Annotated in this window: 18 protein-coding genes and 1 pseudogene; 12 read left to right on the top strand and 7 right to left on the bottom strand. The window is 64.3% G+C overall.

Features of this window, described 5'->3' with window-relative positions:
• Positions 1-71: 71 nt before the first annotated feature.
• Both KMZ29_RS23890 and KMZ29_RS23885 read right to left on the bottom strand, forming a co-directional pair.
• The gene (locus KMZ29_RS23890) at positions 72-620 is read right to left on the bottom strand and encodes a sigma-70 family RNA polymerase sigma factor (protein WP_215621488.1); all 549 of its coding nucleotides are present in this window, start codon (positions 618-620) and stop codon (positions 72-74) included.
• Positions 620-865 (bottom strand): NepR family anti-sigma factor, encoded by a 246-nt coding sequence (locus KMZ29_RS23885; RefSeq protein WP_215621487.1) that lies wholly within the window; start codon positions 863-865, stop codon positions 620-622. Before KMZ29_RS23885 ends, KMZ29_RS23890 begins: the two co-directional genes overlap by 1 nt.
• A gap of 234 nt (positions 866-1,099) precedes the next feature.
• Between KMZ29_RS23885 and KMZ29_RS23880 the strand changes: the two genes are divergently transcribed.
• On the top strand, positions 1,100-1,900 hold the full coding sequence (locus KMZ29_RS23880; protein ID WP_215621486.1) for a response regulator: 801 nt from the start codon (positions 1,100-1,102) through the stop codon (positions 1,898-1,900).
• A 225-nt stretch (positions 1,901-2,125) separates the two neighbouring features.
• Here KMZ29_RS23880 and KMZ29_RS23875 read toward each other — a convergent pair whose 3' ends face one another.
• Positions 2,126-2,743 (bottom strand): cation diffusion facilitator family transporter, encoded by a 618-nt coding sequence (locus KMZ29_RS23875; RefSeq protein ID WP_215621485.1) that lies wholly within the window; start codon positions 2,741-2,743, stop codon positions 2,126-2,128.
• Positions 2,744-3,183: 440 nt separating this feature from the next.
• On the opposite strand from KMZ29_RS23875, the gene KMZ29_RS23870 reads away from it, so the two are divergent.
• Positions 3,184-3,573, top strand: coding sequence for a hypothetical protein (locus tag KMZ29_RS23870; RefSeq protein WP_215621484.1), 390 nt, complete (start codon positions 3,184-3,186; stop codon positions 3,571-3,573).
• Between the two features lie 63 nt (positions 3,574-3,636).
• Here the strand turns inward: KMZ29_RS23870 and KMZ29_RS23865 are convergent.
• Positions 3,637-3,936 (bottom strand): annotated as a pseudogene (locus tag KMZ29_RS23865) (AI-2E family transporter); the annotation flags it as partial.
• Positions 3,937-4,112: 176 nt separating this feature from the next.
• Between KMZ29_RS23865 and KMZ29_RS23860 the strand changes: the two are divergent.
• The 3 genes from KMZ29_RS23860 to KMZ29_RS23850 all read left to right on the top strand — a co-directional run bounded on the left by KMZ29_RS23860 (position 4,113) and on the right by KMZ29_RS23850 (position 5,881).
• Complete coding sequence (locus KMZ29_RS23860) at positions 4,113-4,928, top strand: L,D-transpeptidase (protein ID WP_215621482.1); 816 nt, start codon at positions 4,113-4,115, stop codon at positions 4,926-4,928.
• A gap of 13 nt (positions 4,929-4,941) precedes the next feature.
• Entirely contained in the window at positions 4,942-5,589 is a 648-nt protein-coding gene (locus KMZ29_RS23855; protein WP_215621481.1) for a DUF2865 domain-containing protein, read from the top strand.
• 136 nt (positions 5,590-5,725) lie between these two features.
• The gene (locus KMZ29_RS23850) at positions 5,726-5,881 is read left to right on the top strand and encodes a Thivi_2564 family membrane protein (protein WP_215603673.1); all 156 of its coding nucleotides are present in this window, start codon (positions 5,726-5,728) and stop codon (positions 5,879-5,881) included.
• Between the two features lie 226 nt (positions 5,882-6,107).
• Here KMZ29_RS23850 and KMZ29_RS23845 read toward each other — a convergent pair whose 3' ends face one another.
• The 3 genes from KMZ29_RS23845 to cysD form a co-directional block, all read right to left on the bottom strand.
• Positions 6,108-8,270 carry a malate synthase G gene (locus KMZ29_RS23845; protein WP_215621480.1) on the bottom strand — a complete coding sequence of 721 codons (2,163 nt, stop codon included), beginning with the start codon at positions 8,268-8,270 and terminating at the stop codon, positions 6,108-6,110.
• Between the two features lie 145 nt (positions 8,271-8,415).
• Positions 8,416-10,332 carry an adenylyl-sulfate kinase gene (cysC, locus tag KMZ29_RS23840; RefSeq protein WP_215621479.1) on the bottom strand — a complete coding sequence of 639 codons (1,917 nt, stop codon included), beginning with the start codon at positions 10,330-10,332 and terminating at the stop codon, positions 8,416-8,418.
• Between the two features lie 23 nt (positions 10,333-10,355).
• The gene (gene cysD, locus KMZ29_RS23835) at positions 10,356-11,204 is read right to left on the bottom strand and encodes a sulfate adenylyltransferase subunit CysD (RefSeq protein ID WP_249779778.1); all 849 of its coding nucleotides are present in this window, start codon (positions 11,202-11,204) and stop codon (positions 10,356-10,358) included.
• Between the two features lie 200 nt (positions 11,205-11,404).
• Between cysD and cysG the strand changes: the two genes are divergently transcribed.
• From cysG to cysT, 7 genes are all read left to right on the top strand, one after another.
• Positions 11,405-12,841 carry a siroheme synthase CysG gene (cysG, locus tag KMZ29_RS23830; protein ID WP_215621478.1) on the top strand — a complete coding sequence of 479 codons (1,437 nt, stop codon included), beginning with the start codon at positions 11,405-11,407 and terminating at the stop codon, positions 12,839-12,841.
• On the top strand, positions 12,838-13,152 hold the full coding sequence (locus tag KMZ29_RS23825) for a DUF2849 domain-containing protein (protein WP_215621477.1): 315 nt from the start codon (positions 12,838-12,840) through the stop codon (positions 13,150-13,152). Before cysG ends, KMZ29_RS23825 begins: the two co-directional genes overlap by 4 nt.
• Positions 13,153-13,163: 11 nt before the next feature.
• The gene (locus tag KMZ29_RS23820) at positions 13,164-14,819 is read left to right on the top strand and encodes a nitrite/sulfite reductase (protein ID WP_215621476.1); all 1,656 of its coding nucleotides are present in this window, start codon (positions 13,164-13,166) and stop codon (positions 14,817-14,819) included.
• Entirely contained in the window at positions 14,806-15,321 is a 516-nt protein-coding gene (locus tag KMZ29_RS23815) for a DUF934 domain-containing protein (RefSeq protein WP_215621475.1), read from the top strand. The genes KMZ29_RS23820 and KMZ29_RS23815 overlap by 14 nt, the downstream gene beginning before the upstream one ends.
• Before the next feature lie 29 nt (positions 15,322-15,350).
• A complete protein-coding gene (locus KMZ29_RS23810) occupies positions 15,351-16,052 on the top strand; it encodes a phosphoadenylyl-sulfate reductase (RefSeq protein ID WP_215624392.1) in 702 nt (233 codons plus the stop codon).
• Positions 16,053-16,165: 113 nt separating this feature from the next.
• On the top strand, positions 16,166-17,167 hold the full coding sequence (locus tag KMZ29_RS23805; RefSeq protein ID WP_215624391.1) for a sulfate ABC transporter substrate-binding protein: 1,002 nt from the start codon (positions 16,166-16,168) through the stop codon (positions 17,165-17,167).
• Between the two features lie 78 nt (positions 17,168-17,245).
• Positions 17,246-18,037: a sulfate ABC transporter permease subunit CysT gene (cysT, locus tag KMZ29_RS23800; protein ID WP_249779128.1), complete on the top strand. Its 792-nt coding sequence runs from the start codon at positions 17,246-17,248 to the stop codon at positions 18,035-18,037.
• Positions 18,038-18,039 lie beyond the last annotated feature (2 nt).

Here is an 18,039-nt window from a genome sequence, read left to right as displayed (position 1 = left end):
GCGAAGCAATCCATCTTCGCAAACAATGGATTGCTTCGTCGCTTTGCTCCTCCAATGACGGGAATATCGAGCTACCCGCCGCCGCCGCCGATCACGGCGCGGACCGTTTCATCGGGGCCGAAGTCGTCGGCGCCGTCGACATAGAGCAGGGCGGAGAGCTTCGTCCGCGCGCGATTGACGCGGCTCTTGATGGTGCCGACCGCGCAGCCGCAGATTGCGGCGGCGTCCTCATAGGAGAAGCCGGAGGCGCCAACCAGGATCAGCGCTTCGCGCTGGTCCTGCGGCAGCTTGTCGAGGGCGGCACGGAATTCCTCGAATTCCAGATGCGCGCCTTGTGCCGGCTGGGTCTTCAGCGTCTTGGCGTAATTGCCCTCGGCATCCTCCACCTCGCGCCGCCGCTTGCGGTAGTCGGAGCGGAACAGGTTGCGCAGGATCGTGAACAGCCACGCCGGCAGGTTGGAGCCGGGCTGGAACGAGTCGATATTGGCGAGTGCGCGCAGCAGCGTCTCCTGCACCAGGTCATCGGCGCGGTCGCCGTTGCCGCTGAGCGAGATCGCGAATGCGCGCAAGCTCGGAACCGACGCCAGGATGTCGTCGCGGAGCGAATCTGTGAGAGGCATCAGTCCCTCCCGTCATTCTTGATTGCCGGAGCTGCCGGAGCGCCCGTAGGTCCCAGTTGGGGATCGGAAGAGGGAACATCAAGCTTGCGGATCAGTTCTGCGAAGCGGTCCGGCACGCCCTGCCGCACCACGTCGTCATACATCGCCCGAAGTTGATGCCCGATTCGTGACTGAATCTCGGCGTTGAGGCGGCCCGGCTTGCCAGGAGCGGCCGTCTTGCTGGCTTGTGACTTCACATCTTTCATGACCTGTTCCACGCTTCCCCGAGAGCTAAGTCCGTGTAATCTCGTTAATTATTCATTGGATTGAAGTCCTTGCCGCAACTTCTAGGAAGGCTAATTCGAAATCCGCCGGAAAGTTCCAGCAGACGCGGGAACTTTTCTCGGGCTCGGGCGTAGTCCCGCGCAACTGGGGAAACCGGGTCACCCCGACAGGATGCCTGACCTAAAAGTTTGACCTCGAGACAGGACGGAGTGGGGATGTCGCGATCACAGCTCGTTGCGGAACATCTGCCGCTATTGCGGCGCTATGCCCGTGCGCTGACGGGAAATCAGGCCTCCGGCGACGCCTATGTCGGGGCCATGCTGGAGGCGCTGCTGCAGGATCCGTCCCTGCTCGACGAGCGGCACGGGCCGCGCGCCGGGCTGTTCCAGTTGTTCACGAAAATCTGGAATTCGGTCTCGCTCAACGAGGATCCCGACGTGACGGCCCTGCCGCTGCCGTCGGAGCGCCGCCTTTCCAACATCACCCCGTTGCCGCGCCAGGCCTTCCTGCTGTTGTCGCTGGAAGGTTTCTCCGAGGAGGAGGTGGCCTTCATTCTCGGTGCCGACGTCGGCGAGACCCGCAGGCTGGCGGACGACGCCGGCCGTGAAATGGCGGCCGAGATCGCGACCGATGTGCTGATCATCGAGGACGAGACCTTCATCGCGATGGACCTCGAAAGCCTGGTCAGGAATCTCGGCCACCATGTGATCGGCGTCGCCCGCACTCACAGCGACGCCGTGGCGCTTGCCAGGAACCAGAAGCCCGGCCTGATCCTGGCCGACATTCAGTTGGCCGACGGCTCATCCGGCCTCGACGCCGTCAACGAGCTGCTGCGGACCTTCGAGGTCCCGGTGGTGTTTATCACCGCCTATCCCGAGCGCTTCCTGACCGGCGAACGCCCCGAGCCCGCGTTCCTGATCTCGAAACCGTTCCAGCCCGCGATGGTCTCCGCCGTCGCCAGCCAGGCACTGTTCTTCCAGCGCAACTCGCGCAACAGGACGCCGAGGGTGGCGTGAGAGGAAAGAAATCGGCGCGCTCGACGGCGCGCCGCTCTTTTTTGCCGCTGGCAAGCGGGGCAGGCAGCCAACTTTGCGTTTCCAGACAAGAATGCAGGGCGCGGCTGGCATCACCCCGCCCACGTAAGACGCCGTCACGCCGCACCGGACTCCAACGAACCTCGATCTCTGGCCGTTCCCAGCGGAGCTCCACAGCGCTCCACCTCACTCTGCGGGAGCAGGGGGCTATGTGCGGATCATCTCTCGCAGCGAGTCCCGAATGATGTCGAAGGACGAATGCAAAAATAGTCCCGCGATCACGGCCGCCACTGCGAGATCGGGCCAGGGCGTGGCGGTGAGCCACACCAGACCGGCTGCGACAATGACGGCAAAGTTGCCAATGGCGTCATTGCGGCTAAACAGCCAGACCGCGCGGACATTGGCGTCCCCTTCCCTGTGTTTGCTGAGTACCCATGCGGCGGCGACGTTTACGGCAAGGGCAGCTAGTCCGAAGCCGGACATCAGGAACGGCTCGGGGGAGTTCAACACGAACATGCGGTAAGCCGCTGCGGCCAACACGCCAACGCCCAGCGCGGCGAGGAAAACACCTTGTGCAAGCGCGGCTCGGGCGCGCCAGACCGCGCCCCACGATAGGGCAAGCAAGCCCAGGAGCGTAATTGATCCGTCACCGAGAAAATCGAGAGCATCCGCCTTGAGCGCCTGAGAGCCGGCGAGAAAACCGCCAAACATTTGGGCGATGCCGTAACCAGCGTTTAGAATCACAACGATCCAGAGCGCGCGGCGGTAAGTTGTGGTGGTGTGGGTTAGGTCTTTTGGGTCGTAGCAGTCATTGCAGCCAGCCATTTCTCGATTTCTATCCCATGAGGTCCGCAATTTTCATGCACCTGTTCTGGCGTCGATTGCGGTTCTTGAATTTTAGCAGATGTCGTGAGCGGTTTCGAGCGCACCCTGTGCCGGACCGTCGCAGTTCCAGAACGCACAGCCCCTTTGTTTGTCGGCTGCCTAAGGCGTTCTGACGATTCTCGGGGACGAGTGCGAGACAAGACCAGCAAGCAGAAATCATAAAAGCAGGGCGCGGCTGGCATCACCACAGCCGCGCCCTACATCACCGGTCAATGGGGCAGGGGGGATGACCGGCTGTTCTGATGACGCCGGGATCCCCGGACTCGTTCCCGCCTTCTCGAAATTCTTTGCACACGGTTATGTGATGGCGGGTTTCCCGAACTGCGTTGTTCCACCCGCGTTGTTCCCGCGATCGCGATTGCGGCGAGGGACGAATGCACATGTCACAAATGGCAAAGGGAATTTTCGGCACGGCCGGCGTTGCACTCGTGCTCGGCGCGGTTCCGCTGGCCTTCGGCCACGATCTCGCAGACCGCTGGCAGGCCGTCGCGGGCGCGCCGGCAACCTCCGTCAATCGTGCCGCCAAAGCCGATCGCGCTGCCGGTGTCGGTCCGGCGGCGTCGGCGCGCACGATCTCGCTGCGCCTGGACAGCCTTGCCGATACCTCGGTCCTGGTCCGCGTGCCGGTCGCCAGGGACGCGCGCAACACGCCCGCCGCTCCGGCCGTGACCAAATCCGGGGACCGCAAGACGGCGGTGGCCTGCGAGCCCGTGGTCAGCGTGCTGACCGAAGTCGCGAAGCATCTCGAGCCCGGCCGCTGCGTGACGTGAGCGTTCGCCCGTGGCGTCATACCCAGACCTCATCCTGTCAGGACGAGGTTCTAACCCATCCGATCAGTCCGGCGGCAGCTGCGGCGAATCCGCTGGCAGCAAATGTTCCTTGATGATGAGCGCGACGATCAACACCGGCGAGGACAGGAAGGCGCCCATCGGTCCCCACAGCCAAGTCCAGAAGGCAAGCACGATGAATACCGCGAGCGCGTTCAGTTCGAGCCGGCGGCCGACGATAGCAGGTGTGATGAAATGACCTTCGAGAAAGGTGAGCCCGGCAAAGAGCACTGACGCGAGCAGCCCCGCGCCGAGGGTGGGGAACGCGACCACGCCGACCACCGTCAGGATCGCGAACATCACCATGACCGGGCGACGTACGGACCCAACTCGTGCGCAGCCGAAAAGTTCCGTCGCAGAAACGTGAAGGGTCGGCCGGTTGACTGCACTGCTCCGGCGTCGAGTCGGACGGAACCATGCAGCCCCGGTGGGGTTGGTTGCGCAGAGGCATCAGCGTGATGCGCATCGCATCGGGGCAGATCATGACACAGGCACTCGCAGGCAATCGTAGTCTCTCGTTGCGCGCGACCGGCGCGCTGGTCCTCGGCGCGGCATTGCTGCTGTCGCCGGCGTGGCTCGCAAGCGCCAGCGCCCAAGTGTTCGGCGCTCAAGTGTTCGGCTACGCCTCCACCCAGCCAAGCGCGTTTCCGTCAGACCACATGATGGTGGCGCCGGCACAGCCCGCCGATGAAGGCGACGGCAGCGCAGCCGCTGTGCCGGAGCGGTTGAAGCGCGCGGTCGTTGCCTTCAACAGCCGCGAGACTCCGGGCACGATCGTGATCGATACCGGCAATACGGCGCTTTATTACGTGCTCGGTCAGGGCCGCGCCATTCGCTATGGCGTCGGCGTCGGCCGCGAGGGCTTTACCTGGTCCGGCGTGCAGACCATCAGCCGCAAGGCGGAATGGCCGGACTGGCATCCACCGGCGGAAATGATCGCGCGCCAGCCTTATCTGCCGCGCTTCGTGGCGGGCGGCCCCGGTAATCCCTTGGGCGCACGCGCGATGTATCTCGGCACCAGCCAGTACCGCATTCACGGCACCAACGATCCCTCGACCATCGGCAAGTTCGTTTCCAGTGGCTGCATTCGCCTGACCAATGAAGACGTCGCCGATCTGTTCGGCCGCGTCGATGTCGGCACAAGGGTGGTGGTGCTGCCGAAGCATGCGCCGCACCTTGAAGCGAGGGCCGTGGACACGCGAACGATGATCTCGGTCCGCCCGGCTGCGCCGCCGCCGCGCCCGACCGCGAGGTCTGGCCGTCAGGCGATGAACGTTTCGACTTCGTCGCTGTACTGAGATCGGAGCCGATATGGAATGGACATCAGGCAGGCGGCTGGCATGGCGTGTGGCGGCAGCGGTTCTGTTGGTCTCGGCGCTCGCGCCCGCTGCGCAGGCCGAAGATTTTCTCTCCGCGCTGTTCGGCGCGTTCGGCGGCCGCTCGCGCGCGCCGCAGATCCAGCTGCCGTTTGCCAATGAGGGCGGCCCAATGGTGCCGCGAGATGACGGTCGTCCGCACCATGCCGGCGGCGGCCAGGTCTATTGCGTGCGTACCTGCGACGGCCGCTATTTCCCGATCCCGGCGTCGGACAAACAGACCCGGGCGGCCTCCTGCAACAGCTTCTGTCCGGCCAGCGATACCAGGATCGTCTATGGGAGCAGCATCGACAACGCCGTGACCGACAACGGCAAACCCTATTCCGAACTGCCGAATGCGTTCCGCTACCGCAACGAGATGGTGGCGGGCTGCACCTGCAACGGCAAGGATCAGCTCGGGCTGGCGCCGGTCAGGATCGAAGACGACCCGACGCTGCGCAGGGGCGACATCGTCGCCGGCGAAAGCGGGCTAGTGGTGGCCAATCGCGGCGCCGATAAGCGCGGCGCGGCGCTGAATTTCTCGCCGGCCTCCGAAAGGATCAGCGCGCGCTATCAGCGCGTGCCGGTGGTGGCGCGGGAATAGTAGTCCGGCACAGGGCCGGGTGCCGGCCAATTGACTGCCGGGTGCGGGGATCCGGTTCCTTCCGGGGAACCCAAGCAGGCCGTCAGGCGTTGGCTCGCAAGCAATCGTGCTTTTCATGACGCCATAGGGGGCTTTGATGCTTATCAGTGTGCTCGTCACATTTCTTGTCGTTATTCTTGTTCTCTACCTGATCAACCTGTTGCCGCTCGACGGCCGCGCCAAGCAGATCGCGCGCGTGGTGGTGATCATCCTTGGAGTGATCTCGCTCTTGAAATACATCGCGGTAATCTGAGGCCGCTCACGGACAGTCAAAAAAAGCCCCGGCATTTCTGCCGGGGCCTTCCGTTGTCCAGGGAGGCAAACTTACTTCAGCGCCCTGAACCAGTCATCACGTCCTTGTGGATCTGATCCTTGGCGAAGCCGTAGCGCTCGGGCGGGCAAGTCAGTCGTTCCGGAAGGAACTGCGGCAACATGTTGGTGTGGTCCCGGATTTCGCTTCGCTCCATCCGGGCTACAGATCAGCCCGCCGCCTTGGCTTCCCGGCGCCGCGCCGTCAGAATGAATTCGGTATAGCCGTTCGGCTGCTCGCGGCCCTTGAAGATCAGGTCACAGGCGGCCTTGAAGGCGACGCCATCGAAACCGGGCGCCATCGGCCGGTACAGCGGATCGTCCTTGTTCTGCTTGTCCACCACGACCGCCATCCGCTTCAGCGACTCCATCACCTGATCCTTGGTGATGACGCCCTGATGCAGCCAGTTCGCCAAATGCTGACTCGAGATCCGCAGCGTGGCGCGGTCTTCCATCAGTCCGACGTCGTGGATGTCGGGCACCTTGGAACAGCCGACGCCCTGGTCGATCCAGCGTACGACATAGCCGAGGATGCCCTGGCAGTTGTTGTCGATCTCCTGCTTGACGTCGTCGGGCGCCCAGTTCGATTGCGACACCGGGATGGTGAGGATGTCTGTGAGCTTGGCGCGCGGGCCGCCCTTCGCCAGTTCCTGCTGGCGCGCCTGCACGTTGACCTGATGATAATGCAGCGCGTGCAACGTGGCGGCGGTCGGCGACGGCACCCATGCGGTGGTGGCGCCGGCCTGCGGATGGCCGAGCTTCTGCGTCAGCATGTCCGCCATCTTGTCGGGCGCGGCCCACATGCCCTTGCCGATCTGGGCGTGGCCGGGCAGGCCGTCGATCAGGCCCATATCGACGTTCCAGTCTTCATAGGCCTTGATCCAGGGCTGCGCCTTCATGTCGTTCTTGCGGATCATCGGGCCCGCTTCCATCGAGGTATGGATCTCGTCGCCGGTGCGGTCGAGGAAGCCGGTATTGATGAAGCAGATTCGCTTCGAGGCGTTCTGGATGCAGGCCTTGAGGTTGACCGTGGTGCGGCGCTCCTCGTCCATGATGCCGATCTTCATGGTGTTTTCCGGCAGCGCCAGCATCTTCTCGACTTGGCCGAACAGTTCGCAGGTCAGCGCGACCTCGTCGGGGCCGTGCATCTTCGGCTTGACGATATAGATCGAGCCGGTGCGGCTGTTCTTCGTTTTCGACGAGCCCTTGAGATCGTGGATCGCGAGCAGGCCGGTCACCGCGGCGTCGAGAATGCCTTCCGGAATTTCCGCTCCCGTCTCGTCGAGCACCGCGTCGGTGAACATGTGATGGCCGACATTGCGCATCAGCAGCAGGGCGCGGCCATGCAGTTTGAGTTGTTTTCCGTCCGGCGCATGGTAGACGCGGTCGTGGTTGAGCGCGCGCTTTAGCGTCTTGCCGCCCTTGTCGAAGTCGGCCGACAACGTGCCGTCCATCAGGCCGAGCGTATTGCGATAGACCAGCACCTTGTCCTCGGCATCGACCGCCGCGACGCTGTCTTCCATGTCCAGGATCGTGCTGACCGCCGATTCCAGGATCATATCGGCAACGCCGGCCGGATCGTCCTTGCCGATCGCGTGAACGCGGTCGATCTTGATCTCGATATGCATGCCGTTATTGACCAGCAGGATCGCGCTCGGGGCTGCGGGTTCGCCCCGGTAGCCGGCGAATTGCGCGCTCGATTTCAGCGCGGTGGCGTTGCCGCTCTTCAGCTTGACCGCGAGCTGCCCGGCAATGACGCTGTAGGAGGTCACCTCGGTGTGGCTTCCAGTCGCCAGCGGCACGGCGGAATCCAGAAAGGCTTTGGCCTTCGCGACCACTTTGGCACCGCGGGCCTTGTCAAACCCCCTGCCGCTTTCGCTTGTCTCGTGCGGGATCGCATCGGTGCCGTAGAACGCATCGTACAGGCTGCCCCAGCGCGCATTGGCGGCGTTGAGCGCATAGCGCGCGTTGGTAAGCGGCACGACCAGCTGCGGTCCGCAGATCTGGCCGATCTCTTCGTCGACGTTTGCCGTCTCGACCTTCTGGGTCGGCGGCTCCGGCAGGAGATAGCCGATCTCCTTCAAGAAAGAAGTGTACGCGTTCATATCGAACGGCTTGCCCTTGCTGGCGCGGTGCCAGCCGTCGATTTTCGCCTGCAGGGCGTCGCGGAAGGCGAGCAGCTCGCGGTTTTTCGGCGCCAGCTTCTTGATGATGGCGGCTAGCCCTGCCCAGAACGCATCCGGAGAAATCCCGGTTTTGGGGGTCGCCTCCCTGGCGATGAAATCGAACAAAACGGGGGCGATCTTCAGTCCGTGGGCGTCGATACGATTCATGATGGCATTTCTCGCGAGAAACGGCGTCTAATGCGCGGTTTTCAGGGGGACAACGACAAAAGGGCCCCGCAAAGGGCCTTGTTCGGGGCCCTTTTAGCCCTAAAGCCGGGTCGATGAGAAGGCCCCAAACGGGCCTTCTCACGCCTCAGATATTGGCGGCGAGATCGGCCAATTCGTCGAACAGGACGCCAGATCCGGCCAGCATCCGCTCGATCTCGTCGGTGGCATCAGTGACCGAGCGCGCCGAGGTGTCGATGGTCAATTCGCTTGCCGTGGGCGGCTGGTAATCGTTGATGATCCCGGTGAACCCCTGCAGCGCGCCGGCACGCGCCTTGGCGTAGTGGCCCTTGGGGTCGCGGTTCTCGCAAACCTCCGCCGGCGTCGCAACATAGACTTCGCGAAACGCGGTGTCGGCGATACGGCGCGCCGCGGCGCGGTCCTCCACCGCCGGCGAGACCGCGGCGACGATGGCGATATGGCCGTTGCGCGCCAGATGGGTAGCAACTTCGGCGAGCCGGCGGATGTTCTCGGTGCGATCGGTCGCGGAGAAGCCGAGATCGCTGTTGAGCCCGGCGCGCAGCGTGTCGCCGTCCAACAGCACCGGCGAGCCGCCGCGGCTGAACAGCCGGCGTTCCAGCGCGCGCGCCAGCGTCGATTTGCCGGAGCCCGGCAACCCGGTCAGCCACACCACCGCGCCGCCGTGGCGGTAACGCGCCGAGCGCTCGTCGGGACGCAACGCGGATTCGACCGGGACGATATCGACGGGAACGGCGCGCTGCCCGGCGTCGACCGACAGCACCAGGCCGCCGCCGGCGATACGGCCGTTGACCTCGATCACCAGGCGCCCGGTACGCGGATTGTCGGTGTAGGGATCGGCGGCGATCGGCTGCGCCAGCGAGATGTCGATTTCGCCGACATGGTTGCGCCCGATCGCCTTGGTCTCGACGCTCGAGAGTTCGCCGGGATCGACGGCCTTCTCGATCGCGACCACATTGGCGCGGGTTTCCCGGGTGCCGAGCCGGACCAGGATCGAGGCACCTGCCGCCAGCGGCTTGTCATGCAGCCAGAAGATCCGCGCGCGCATCCGCCTCGTGTCGCGAGGGCTGGTCCCGACATGGGCAATGACGTCGCCGCGTTCGACGAACAATTCGCGGTCGAGGGTGATGCCGACCGAACGCCCGGCGCCCTGGGTTCCATTGACCGGTGTCACCGGCCAGCCCTCGACGGTGCGAATTCTGGCTATCTTGCCCGCGGGCATGATGACGATCTCGTCGCCGGCGCTGAGGCTGCCGGATTCGATGCGGCCGGCGACGATGCGGCGGTCGTCGAATTTGTAGATCGCCTGCACCGGCAGCCGCAGCGCCAGCGTTTCCAGCGGCCGCGCCGGTTCGAGCACATCCAGCGCTTGGACCACGGTGGGCCCGTCATACCACTCGATCCGCGGCGTGCGTTCGGCAACGCCGTCGCCATCGCGCGCCGAGATCGGGATCACGGCGGTCGGCGTGACGCCGAGACCGGTGAGATGCGCGGAAATCTCGTTGCTGATCTCCTCGAACCTGGCTGCGCTGAAATCAACCCGGTCCATCTTGTTGACGACGACCGCAACCTGTTTGACGCCGAGCAGATGCAGCAGGTAGCCATGGCGCCTGGTCTGGTCGCGGACGCCTTCCAGCGCGTCGATGATCAAGACCGCACCGTCGGCCTGCGAGGCGCCGGTGATCATGTTGCGCAGGAATTCGGCGTGGCCGGGCGCGTCGATCAGCACCACGTCGCGGGAGCGGGTGCGAAAGCGGATCTGCGTGGTGTCGATGGTGATGCCCTGGTCGCGCTCGGTCTGCAGCGCGTCCAACAGGAAAGACCATTCGAACGGCATGCCGCGCCGGGCGCTGACCGCTTTGAGCATTTCGAGCTTGCCCTCGGGCAGGCTGCCGGTTTCGTGCAAGAGGCGCCCGACCAGGGTCGACTTGCCGTGATCGACATGGCCGACAATGACGATGCGGACCTGCGGGCGCGTGGTGCCGTTGGGCGTCGTTGATATCGCAGTGGGGACGATCATGTTCATCGGGGCGCTCAACTCGGTATCCGCTATAGGTAGCCGGCGACGCGCAGCCGCTCGAAGGCATCTTCGGTCTCATGGTCCAGCGCGCGGCCGGCGCGTTCCGGCACCTTGGTGCCGTCGAGCTCGATCAGGATTTCCTCGATGCTGGAAGCATTGGAGGCCACCGGATTGGTGATATCGGCATCGCCCAGCGAGCGGTAGCGCTTGCCGCCCTGGGAGAGATAAAGCGGGATGATCGGAATGTTTTCGCGCTGGGTGTAGGCCCAGATGTCGGCCTCGGTCCAATGCAGGATCGGGTGAATGCGCAGATGCGCCCCCGGCGGCGGCGAGGCGTTGAACTGGTCCCAGAATTCCGGCGGCTGGTCGCGCACGTCCCATCCGCCTTCGGTGCCGCGCGGCGAGAACACCCGTTCCTTGGCGCGGGTCGCCTCTTCGTCGCGGCGAATGCCGGCGATCAATCCGTCGAAGCCGTATTTGGCAAGCGCGAGCTTCAATCCCTCGGTCTTGCGCGCGGCCGACCGCGCCGCCGGCGGCAGGGTCGGATCGATGGTTTCCAGCGGCGGGCAGGAGTCGATCTTCAGATCAAGCTCCCATTCCTTGCCGTAGCGATCGCGAAACGCGTACATCTCCGGAAATTTCTTGCCGGTGTCGACATGCAAGGCGGGGAACGGCACGCGGCCGAAGAAGGCCTTGCGCGCCAGCCAGATCATGACGTTGGAATCCTTGCCCAGCGACCACAGCAGCGCCAGCTTCTTCAGCCGCGCGAACGCTTCCCTGAAGATGTAGATGCTCTGCGCCTCGAGCGCGTCGAGGTGATCCATGGTGGGGACGGGCAGTCGCCCTTCGGCAGGAATCTGCGGGGGCGCAGATCCCATCGGCGGGTCTGCGCGACGCAACCGGGCGATCGTGGAATCGGTGTCGAGAAGATGCATCTCTTGGCCTTGGCCTTTGGAGGTGAAAATTCTATAGTTGCACTGCAGTAGAGAAGAAAAAATTTTCTCTTTGCTGGCGTTGTGCGAGACATATATAGAAAATAATTCTAGTCAACCCCGCAAGTTGGGGCAGCGAGTGTCGCATGCGATTTCTGCCAGTCTTTCTCGACCTGCAAGCCGGTCCGGTGCTGCTTGTCGGCGCCGGCGATCTGGCGCGGGCGAAACTGCGCCTGCTGGCGGCCGCGGGCGCGCGCATCCGCTACTTCGCGACCGACGGCCAGCATGACGTGAGCGGGGTTGGCGCCGACGATGCGGCGCGGATCGAGCGCGCGGAAGGCGATCCGCTGACGGCCGATCTGAACGGCGTGATTGCGATCCTGTGCGCCGGCGCCGGCGACATCGGGGTTGCGATGTCGGTGCGGGCCAAGTCGGTCGGTCTTCCCGTCAATGTGATGGACGACCTTACCCATTCAACTTTCATTTTTCCGGCGATCGTCGACCGCGGCGACGTGGTCGTTGCGGTCGGTACCGGCGGTGCCTCGCCTGTGGTGGCACGCCGCGTGCGCGAGCGCATCGAAGCCGTGCTGCCGGCCCGCATCGGCGATCTCGCTGCCTTTATCGGCCGCTGGCGCAAATCGATGCACCAGCGCTTGCCGGAGATGGCGCTGCGCCGCCGCTTCTGGGAGCGCGTGGTTGACGGTCCGATCGGCGCGCTGGTTCTCGCCGGGCGCAAGGACGAGGCCGAAGCAGCGCTGCAGCAGATTCCCGATCCCGCAGTCTTCGCCGGCGCGCTGGCATCGGGCCAGGCCGAGGGCAGCGTGACGCTGGTCGGCGCCGGTCCCGGCGATCCGGATCTACTCACCATCAAGGCGCTGCGCGCGCTGCAGGATGCCGACGTCGTGTTCTATGACGAACTGGTCTCGCCGGAAATTCTCGATCGCGTGCGCCGCGATGCCTCGCGCGTGCCGGTCGGCCGCCGCGTCGGCAGGCCCGGCATCGGCCAGGACGCCATCAACAAGCTGCTGGTCGATGCCGCGAAGTCGGGGCAGCGCGTGGTGCGCCTCAAGGGCGGCGATTGCTTCGTGTTCGGCCGCGGCGGCGAAGAGGTCGAAGCGCTTCGCGCGGCCGGCGTCGCCTGTTCGGTGGTGCCGGGAATCACCGCAGGCCTTGGCGCCGCGGCGCAATTCGAGGTGCCGCTGACCTTCCGCCACGAGGCGCTGCGCATCACCTTTCTGACCGCGCACAAGGCCAGGGACGCCGAATCCGTCGACTGGTCCACGCTGACCGACGAGAAGATGACGGTGGTCGTCTATATGGGAATGACCGCGGCGCCCTCGGTTCGCGCCGGCCTGCTGGCCGCCGGACGTTCGCCGCAGACCCCGGTCGGCGTGTTCGCACGGGTGACGCGGCCGGACGCGCAGGCCGCGGTCGGGACCTTGCAGGAGCTTCCCGGTCTAATCGAGAAGATCGATGGCGGTCCCGCCATTCTCATCATCGGCGACGTGGTTGCGCACTCGGCACCATGGCGCGAATCCAATCTCAACCGAGTGATCTCCAAACTGCTGGAACCTGCCGCATGACCTCTCCGCTGCAACAAAAGATCAAGATAACCGGCCCTTCCGTCGTGACCGCCAACCGCACCTGGGATGGCATCGTGATCTGGCGCACGGCCGCGAAGGGATGGTCGGCCGAGCTGTCGGATGCGGCGATCGTTCGCACCGCCGATGAAGCCCGCGCGCTGCTGGCCGAATCGGTCGCCGACGACGTCGGCGCGGTCGGTGCCTATATCGCGCCGGTCGAGGTCAAGGACTCCGGCAAGATCAAGCCCGGCAATCTGCGCGAACACATCCGGCTGCAGGGCGTCACCATCGATCTGCCGGTTCCGGCATAAGGCATCAGTCAATGTACGCATATGACGAACTCGACCGCACGCTCATCAACGAACGTGTTTCGGAATTCCGCGATCAGGTGAAGCGCCGGCTGTCCGGCGAACTCACCGAGGACGAATTCAAGATGCTGCGGCTGCAGAACGGCGTCTATCTGCAGCTGCATGCCTATATGTTCCGGGTCGCGATCCCCTACGGCACGCTGTCGTCGGTGCAGTTGCGGCGGCTCGCCCATGTGGCGCGGAAATATGACCGCGGCTACGGCCATTTCACCACCCGGCAGAACATCCAGTTCAACTGGATCAAGCTCGCCGAACTGCCGGACGCGCTGGCCGATCTCGCCGAAGTCGGCATTCACGCCATGCAGACGTCAGGCAACAACACCCGCAACGTCACCTCGGACCAATGGGCCGGCGTCGCGCCGGGCGAGATCGAGGATCCCCGGATCTGGTCCGAACTGCTGCGGCAATACACGACGCTGCATCCGGAGTTTTCCTTCCTGCCGCGCAAGTTCAAGTTCGCCATCACCGCGTCCGCGCACGACCGGGCGGCGATCAAGGTGCACGATATCGGGCTTCGCCTGCACAAGAACGCGGAAGGTGAGACCGGTTTCGAGGTGCTGGTCGGCGGCGGCCTCGGCCGCACGCCGTTCATCGGCAAGACGATCAAGCCGTTCGTGCACGGCCACGATCTCCTCAGCTATGTCGAGGCGATCCTGCGCGTCTACAACCAGTACGGCCGCCGCGACAACATCTACAAGGCGCGCATCAAGATCCTGGTGCACGAGCTCGGCATCGAGAAGTTCGCCAAGGAGGTCGAGGACGAGTGGCTGCAGATGCGCGACAGCGCGCTGGCGATCGACGATGCCGTCATCGAGGATATCCGCTCGCGCTTTTCCTATCCGGCCTACGAAAAATTGCCGCATATGCCGGAGGAACTGAAGAAGGCGGCGCATGATCCGCTGTTCGAGCGCTGGCGCAAGAACTCGGTGTTCACGCACAAGGTTCAGGGCTATTCGATCGTGACGCTGTCGCTGAAGCCGGTGGGCGGGCCGCCGGGCGATGCCACCGCCGACCAGATGGACGCGATCGCCGATCTCGCCGACCAATATTCCTTCGGCGAAATCCGCGTCAGCCACGAGCAGAATCTCGCACTGCCCCACGTCGCCAAGCGCGATTTGCCCGCGCTGTGGAAGGCGCTCGACAAGATCGGCGTGGCCACCCCGAACATCAATCTGGTCTCCGATGTCATCGCCTGCCCGGGGCTGGACTACTGCTCGCTCGCCAACGCGCGATCGATCCCGATCGCGCAGGAGTTGACGCGGCGCTTCGCCAATCACGACACCGCCAATCTGATCGGGCCGCTGCACATCAATATTTCCGGCTGCATCAACGCCTGCGGCCATCATCACGTCGGCCATATCGGCATTCTCGGCGTCGAGAAGAACGGCGAGGAGTTCTACCAGATCACGATTGGCGGCCGCGCCGACGAAAACGCCGAGGTCGGAACCTTGATCGGGCCGGCGGTGCCCTATGGCGAAGTCGCCGACGTGGTCGAGGATATTGTCGAAGCTTACCTCGCGCTGCGCGCGCGTCCCGACGAGCTTTTCATCGACACGGTGAAGCGGCTCGGCGTCGAACCTTTCAGGGAGCGGGTCTATGCCACTCGTTAAGGGCGGAAAAATCACCGCCGATACCTTCGTTCCTGTGGCCGACGACGCCGAGCTTCCGGGCGATGGCGCTATCCTGATCTCTGCCGCGCGCTTTCTCGGCGATGCCGAGGCGCTGTCGCGCCGCGCCGGCAAGCTCGGGGTGGTCTGGCCGAACAACCGCGACGTCGACGATCTCGTGCCCTGGCTCGACCGGCTTGCGGTGGTCGCGCTGGCGTTTCCGAGCTTCCGCGATGGCCGCGCCTACAGCCAGGCGCGTGTGCTGCGGGAGCGCCACGGCTATCGCGGCGAGTTGCGCGCCACCGGACAGGTGCTGCGCGACCAGTTCGTATTCATGCTGCGCGCGGGCTTCGACGCCTTCGAGGTGAAGAAGGAAAGCGACGCGGAGGCGTTTGCCGCGACCGTCAAGCGCTACTCGGTGTTCTACCAGCCGACCGGCGACGGCCGCATCACCGCGCTGCACCGGCGGATGCAACTGCGTCATTCGGAGAGTGCCGGCCAGTGAGTGCACATCAGGCGTCGTCGGAGCGGGCCGTGCGCCCGGCGGGCTTGCCGTCGGCCGACGAGCTCGATCGCGCGCTCCGCAACGCCGCGCCGGCGGAAGTGGTCGCAGCCGCCCTGAAGGCCGTCGGCCGTGAGCGCCTCGCGCTGGTCTCGTCGTTCGGCACCGAATCGGCAGCGCTGCTCAAGGTGATGGCCGATGTCGATCCGGCGATACCGGTGATCTTTCTCGACACCGGATGGCTGTTCGAGGAGACGCTGGCCTATCGCGACACGCTGATCGCGACCCTGGGACTGCGCGATGTCCGTTCGATCAAGCCGTTGGAAGAGACGCTGACGCGCGAGGATCCGGAGCGCGAATTGTGGTTCTCTGATCCCGATGCCTGCTGCCGTATTCGCAAGGTGGAGCCGTTGGCCCGCGCGCTGGCTCCGTTCTCGGCCTGGATCAACGGCCGCAAGCGTTTCCAGGGCGGCCTGCGCGCCGACATTCCGGTCGTCGAAGACGACGGTATCAGGCTCAAATTCAATCCGTTCGCCAATGTCTCGCGCGAGGATATTGAGGCGATCTACGCGCTGGCAAAATTGCCGCCGCATCCGCTCGCCGCATCGGGGTTCCTCTCGGTCGGCTGCATGCCCTGCACCAGCCGAACCTCGGCGGGAGAGGATGCGCGCGCCGGCCGCTGGCGCGGCAGAACCAAGACAGAATGCGGCATTCACACCATCAAGACTTCATAGGACAATGACGCTGCCGCACCGCAAACAAAGAAATGCGGTTTCGTTGACTTGAAGCGTCTTCATCGCGAGTTATGTCCCTCGTGCTTTCGATAACAATGCCGTCGTCTGGCCGGATGGAGACTGAGATGGTTCGTCGTATTTTGCCCCTCCTTGCGGGATTGCTCTGGGCAAGTTCTGCATTTGCTGCCGACGTCACGCTGCTCAATGTGTCGTACGATCCGACGCGCGAACTCTATGCGGAATTCAACAAGGCGTTTGCCGCTGCCTACCAGAAGGAAACCGGCAAGAGCATCGAGATCAAGCAGTCGCATGGGGGTTCCGGCTCGCAGGCGCGCGCCGTGATCGACGGCCTGCAGGCCGACGTCGTCACGATCGCGCTCGCCTATGATATCGACGCCATCGCAGCTAAGGGTTTGATCCCCGCCGACTGGCAGAAGCGCCTGCCGCTGAACGCCTCGCCCTACACCTCGACCATCGTTTTCCTGGTGCGCAAGGGTAATCCCAAGGGCATCAAGGACTGGGACGATTTGATCAAATCCGGCGTCAGCGTCATCACACCGAACCCCAAGACTTCGGGCGGCGCACGCTGGAACTATCTGGCCGCCTGGGGCCACGCGCTGAAAAAATTCGGCTCCGCCGACAAGGCAAGGCAGTTTGTCGGCGACATCTTCAAGAATGTGCCGGTGCTGGATACCGGCGCCCGCGGCTCGACCGTCACTTTCGTGGAACGCGGCGTCGGCGACGTGCTGCTGGCCTGGGAGAACGAGGCGTTTCTAGCCCAGCGCGAATTCGGCAAGGACAAGTTCGAGATCGTCGCGCCGCCGCTGTCGATCCTGGCGGAGCCTCCGGTGTCGGTCGTTGACCGGGTTGCCGACAAGAAGGGCACCCGCCCCGCGGCCGAGGCCTATCTTAAGTACTGGTATACCAGGGAAGGTCAGGAAATTGCCGCACGCAATTCCTATCGTCCGCGCGATTCCGAGATTGCGAAGGAATACGAGAAATCCTTCGCCAAGGTCGAATTGTTCACCATCGACGAGGTGTTCGGCGGCTGGACCCGGGCGCAGAAGGAACACTTCGCCGAGGGCGGCGTTTTCGACCAGATCTACAAGAACTGATCCGGTGAAGCGGAAGCAGAGGGCATTGTGAGCGGAGGGGAGGGACGGCGCAGTACATTGCCAGGCTTTGGTCTCACCATGGGACTGACGCTGACCTGGCTCTCCGTCATCATCCTGATTCCGCTCGCCGGCCTGTTCCTGAAGACCTTCGAGCTGAGCCTCGATCAATTCTGGGCCATCCTCACCAGCCGCCGCACCCTGAATGCGCTGAGGATTTCGTTCGGCCTCGCCTTCGCCGCCGCGCTGGTCAACCTGGTAATGGGCATGATCATCGTCTGGGCGCTGGTGCGATACCGGTTTCCGGGCCGCCGGCTGTTCGACGCCATCGTCGATGTTCCCTTTGCGTTGCCGACCGCGGTGGCCGGCGTCGCATTGACCTCGCTGTTTGCGCAAAAGGGCTGGCTGGGGGCGCCGCTGGCCGAACTCGGCATCAAGGTGGCGTTCACGCCCGTCGGCATCTTCATCGCCATGATCTTCATCGGCATTCCCTTCGTGGTGAGGACGGTGCAGCCGGTGCTGATCGATCTGGACGCCGAAATCGAGGAGGCCGCCGCCAGCCTTGGGGCCAACCGCTGGCATACGGTTTCGAAAGTGATCCTGCCGAGCCTCACTCCGGCGCTGCTGACCGGCTTCGCGCTGGCGTTCGCGCGCGCCGTCGGCGAGTATGGTTCGGTCATCTTCATTGCCGGCAATCTGCCGAACGTCTCTGAAATAGCGCCGCTGCTGATCGTGATCCGGCTGTCGGAATTCCGCTATGCCGACGCGACCGCGATCGCCGTCGTGATGCTGGTGGCGTCGTTCCTGATCATCTTCGCGGTCAATCGCCTGCAGCGTTGGGCGCAAATCCGCATTCCCGCGCATGGAGGCTGATC

It is taken from the genome of Bradyrhizobium sediminis (genome assembly GCF_018736085.1).
Classification (GTDB): domain Bacteria; phylum Pseudomonadota; class Alphaproteobacteria; order Rhizobiales; family Xanthobacteraceae; genus Bradyrhizobium; species Bradyrhizobium sediminis.
The sequence above is the reverse complement of the archived record's forward strand: the minus strand, read 5'-3'. Positions and strand labels throughout refer to the sequence as shown.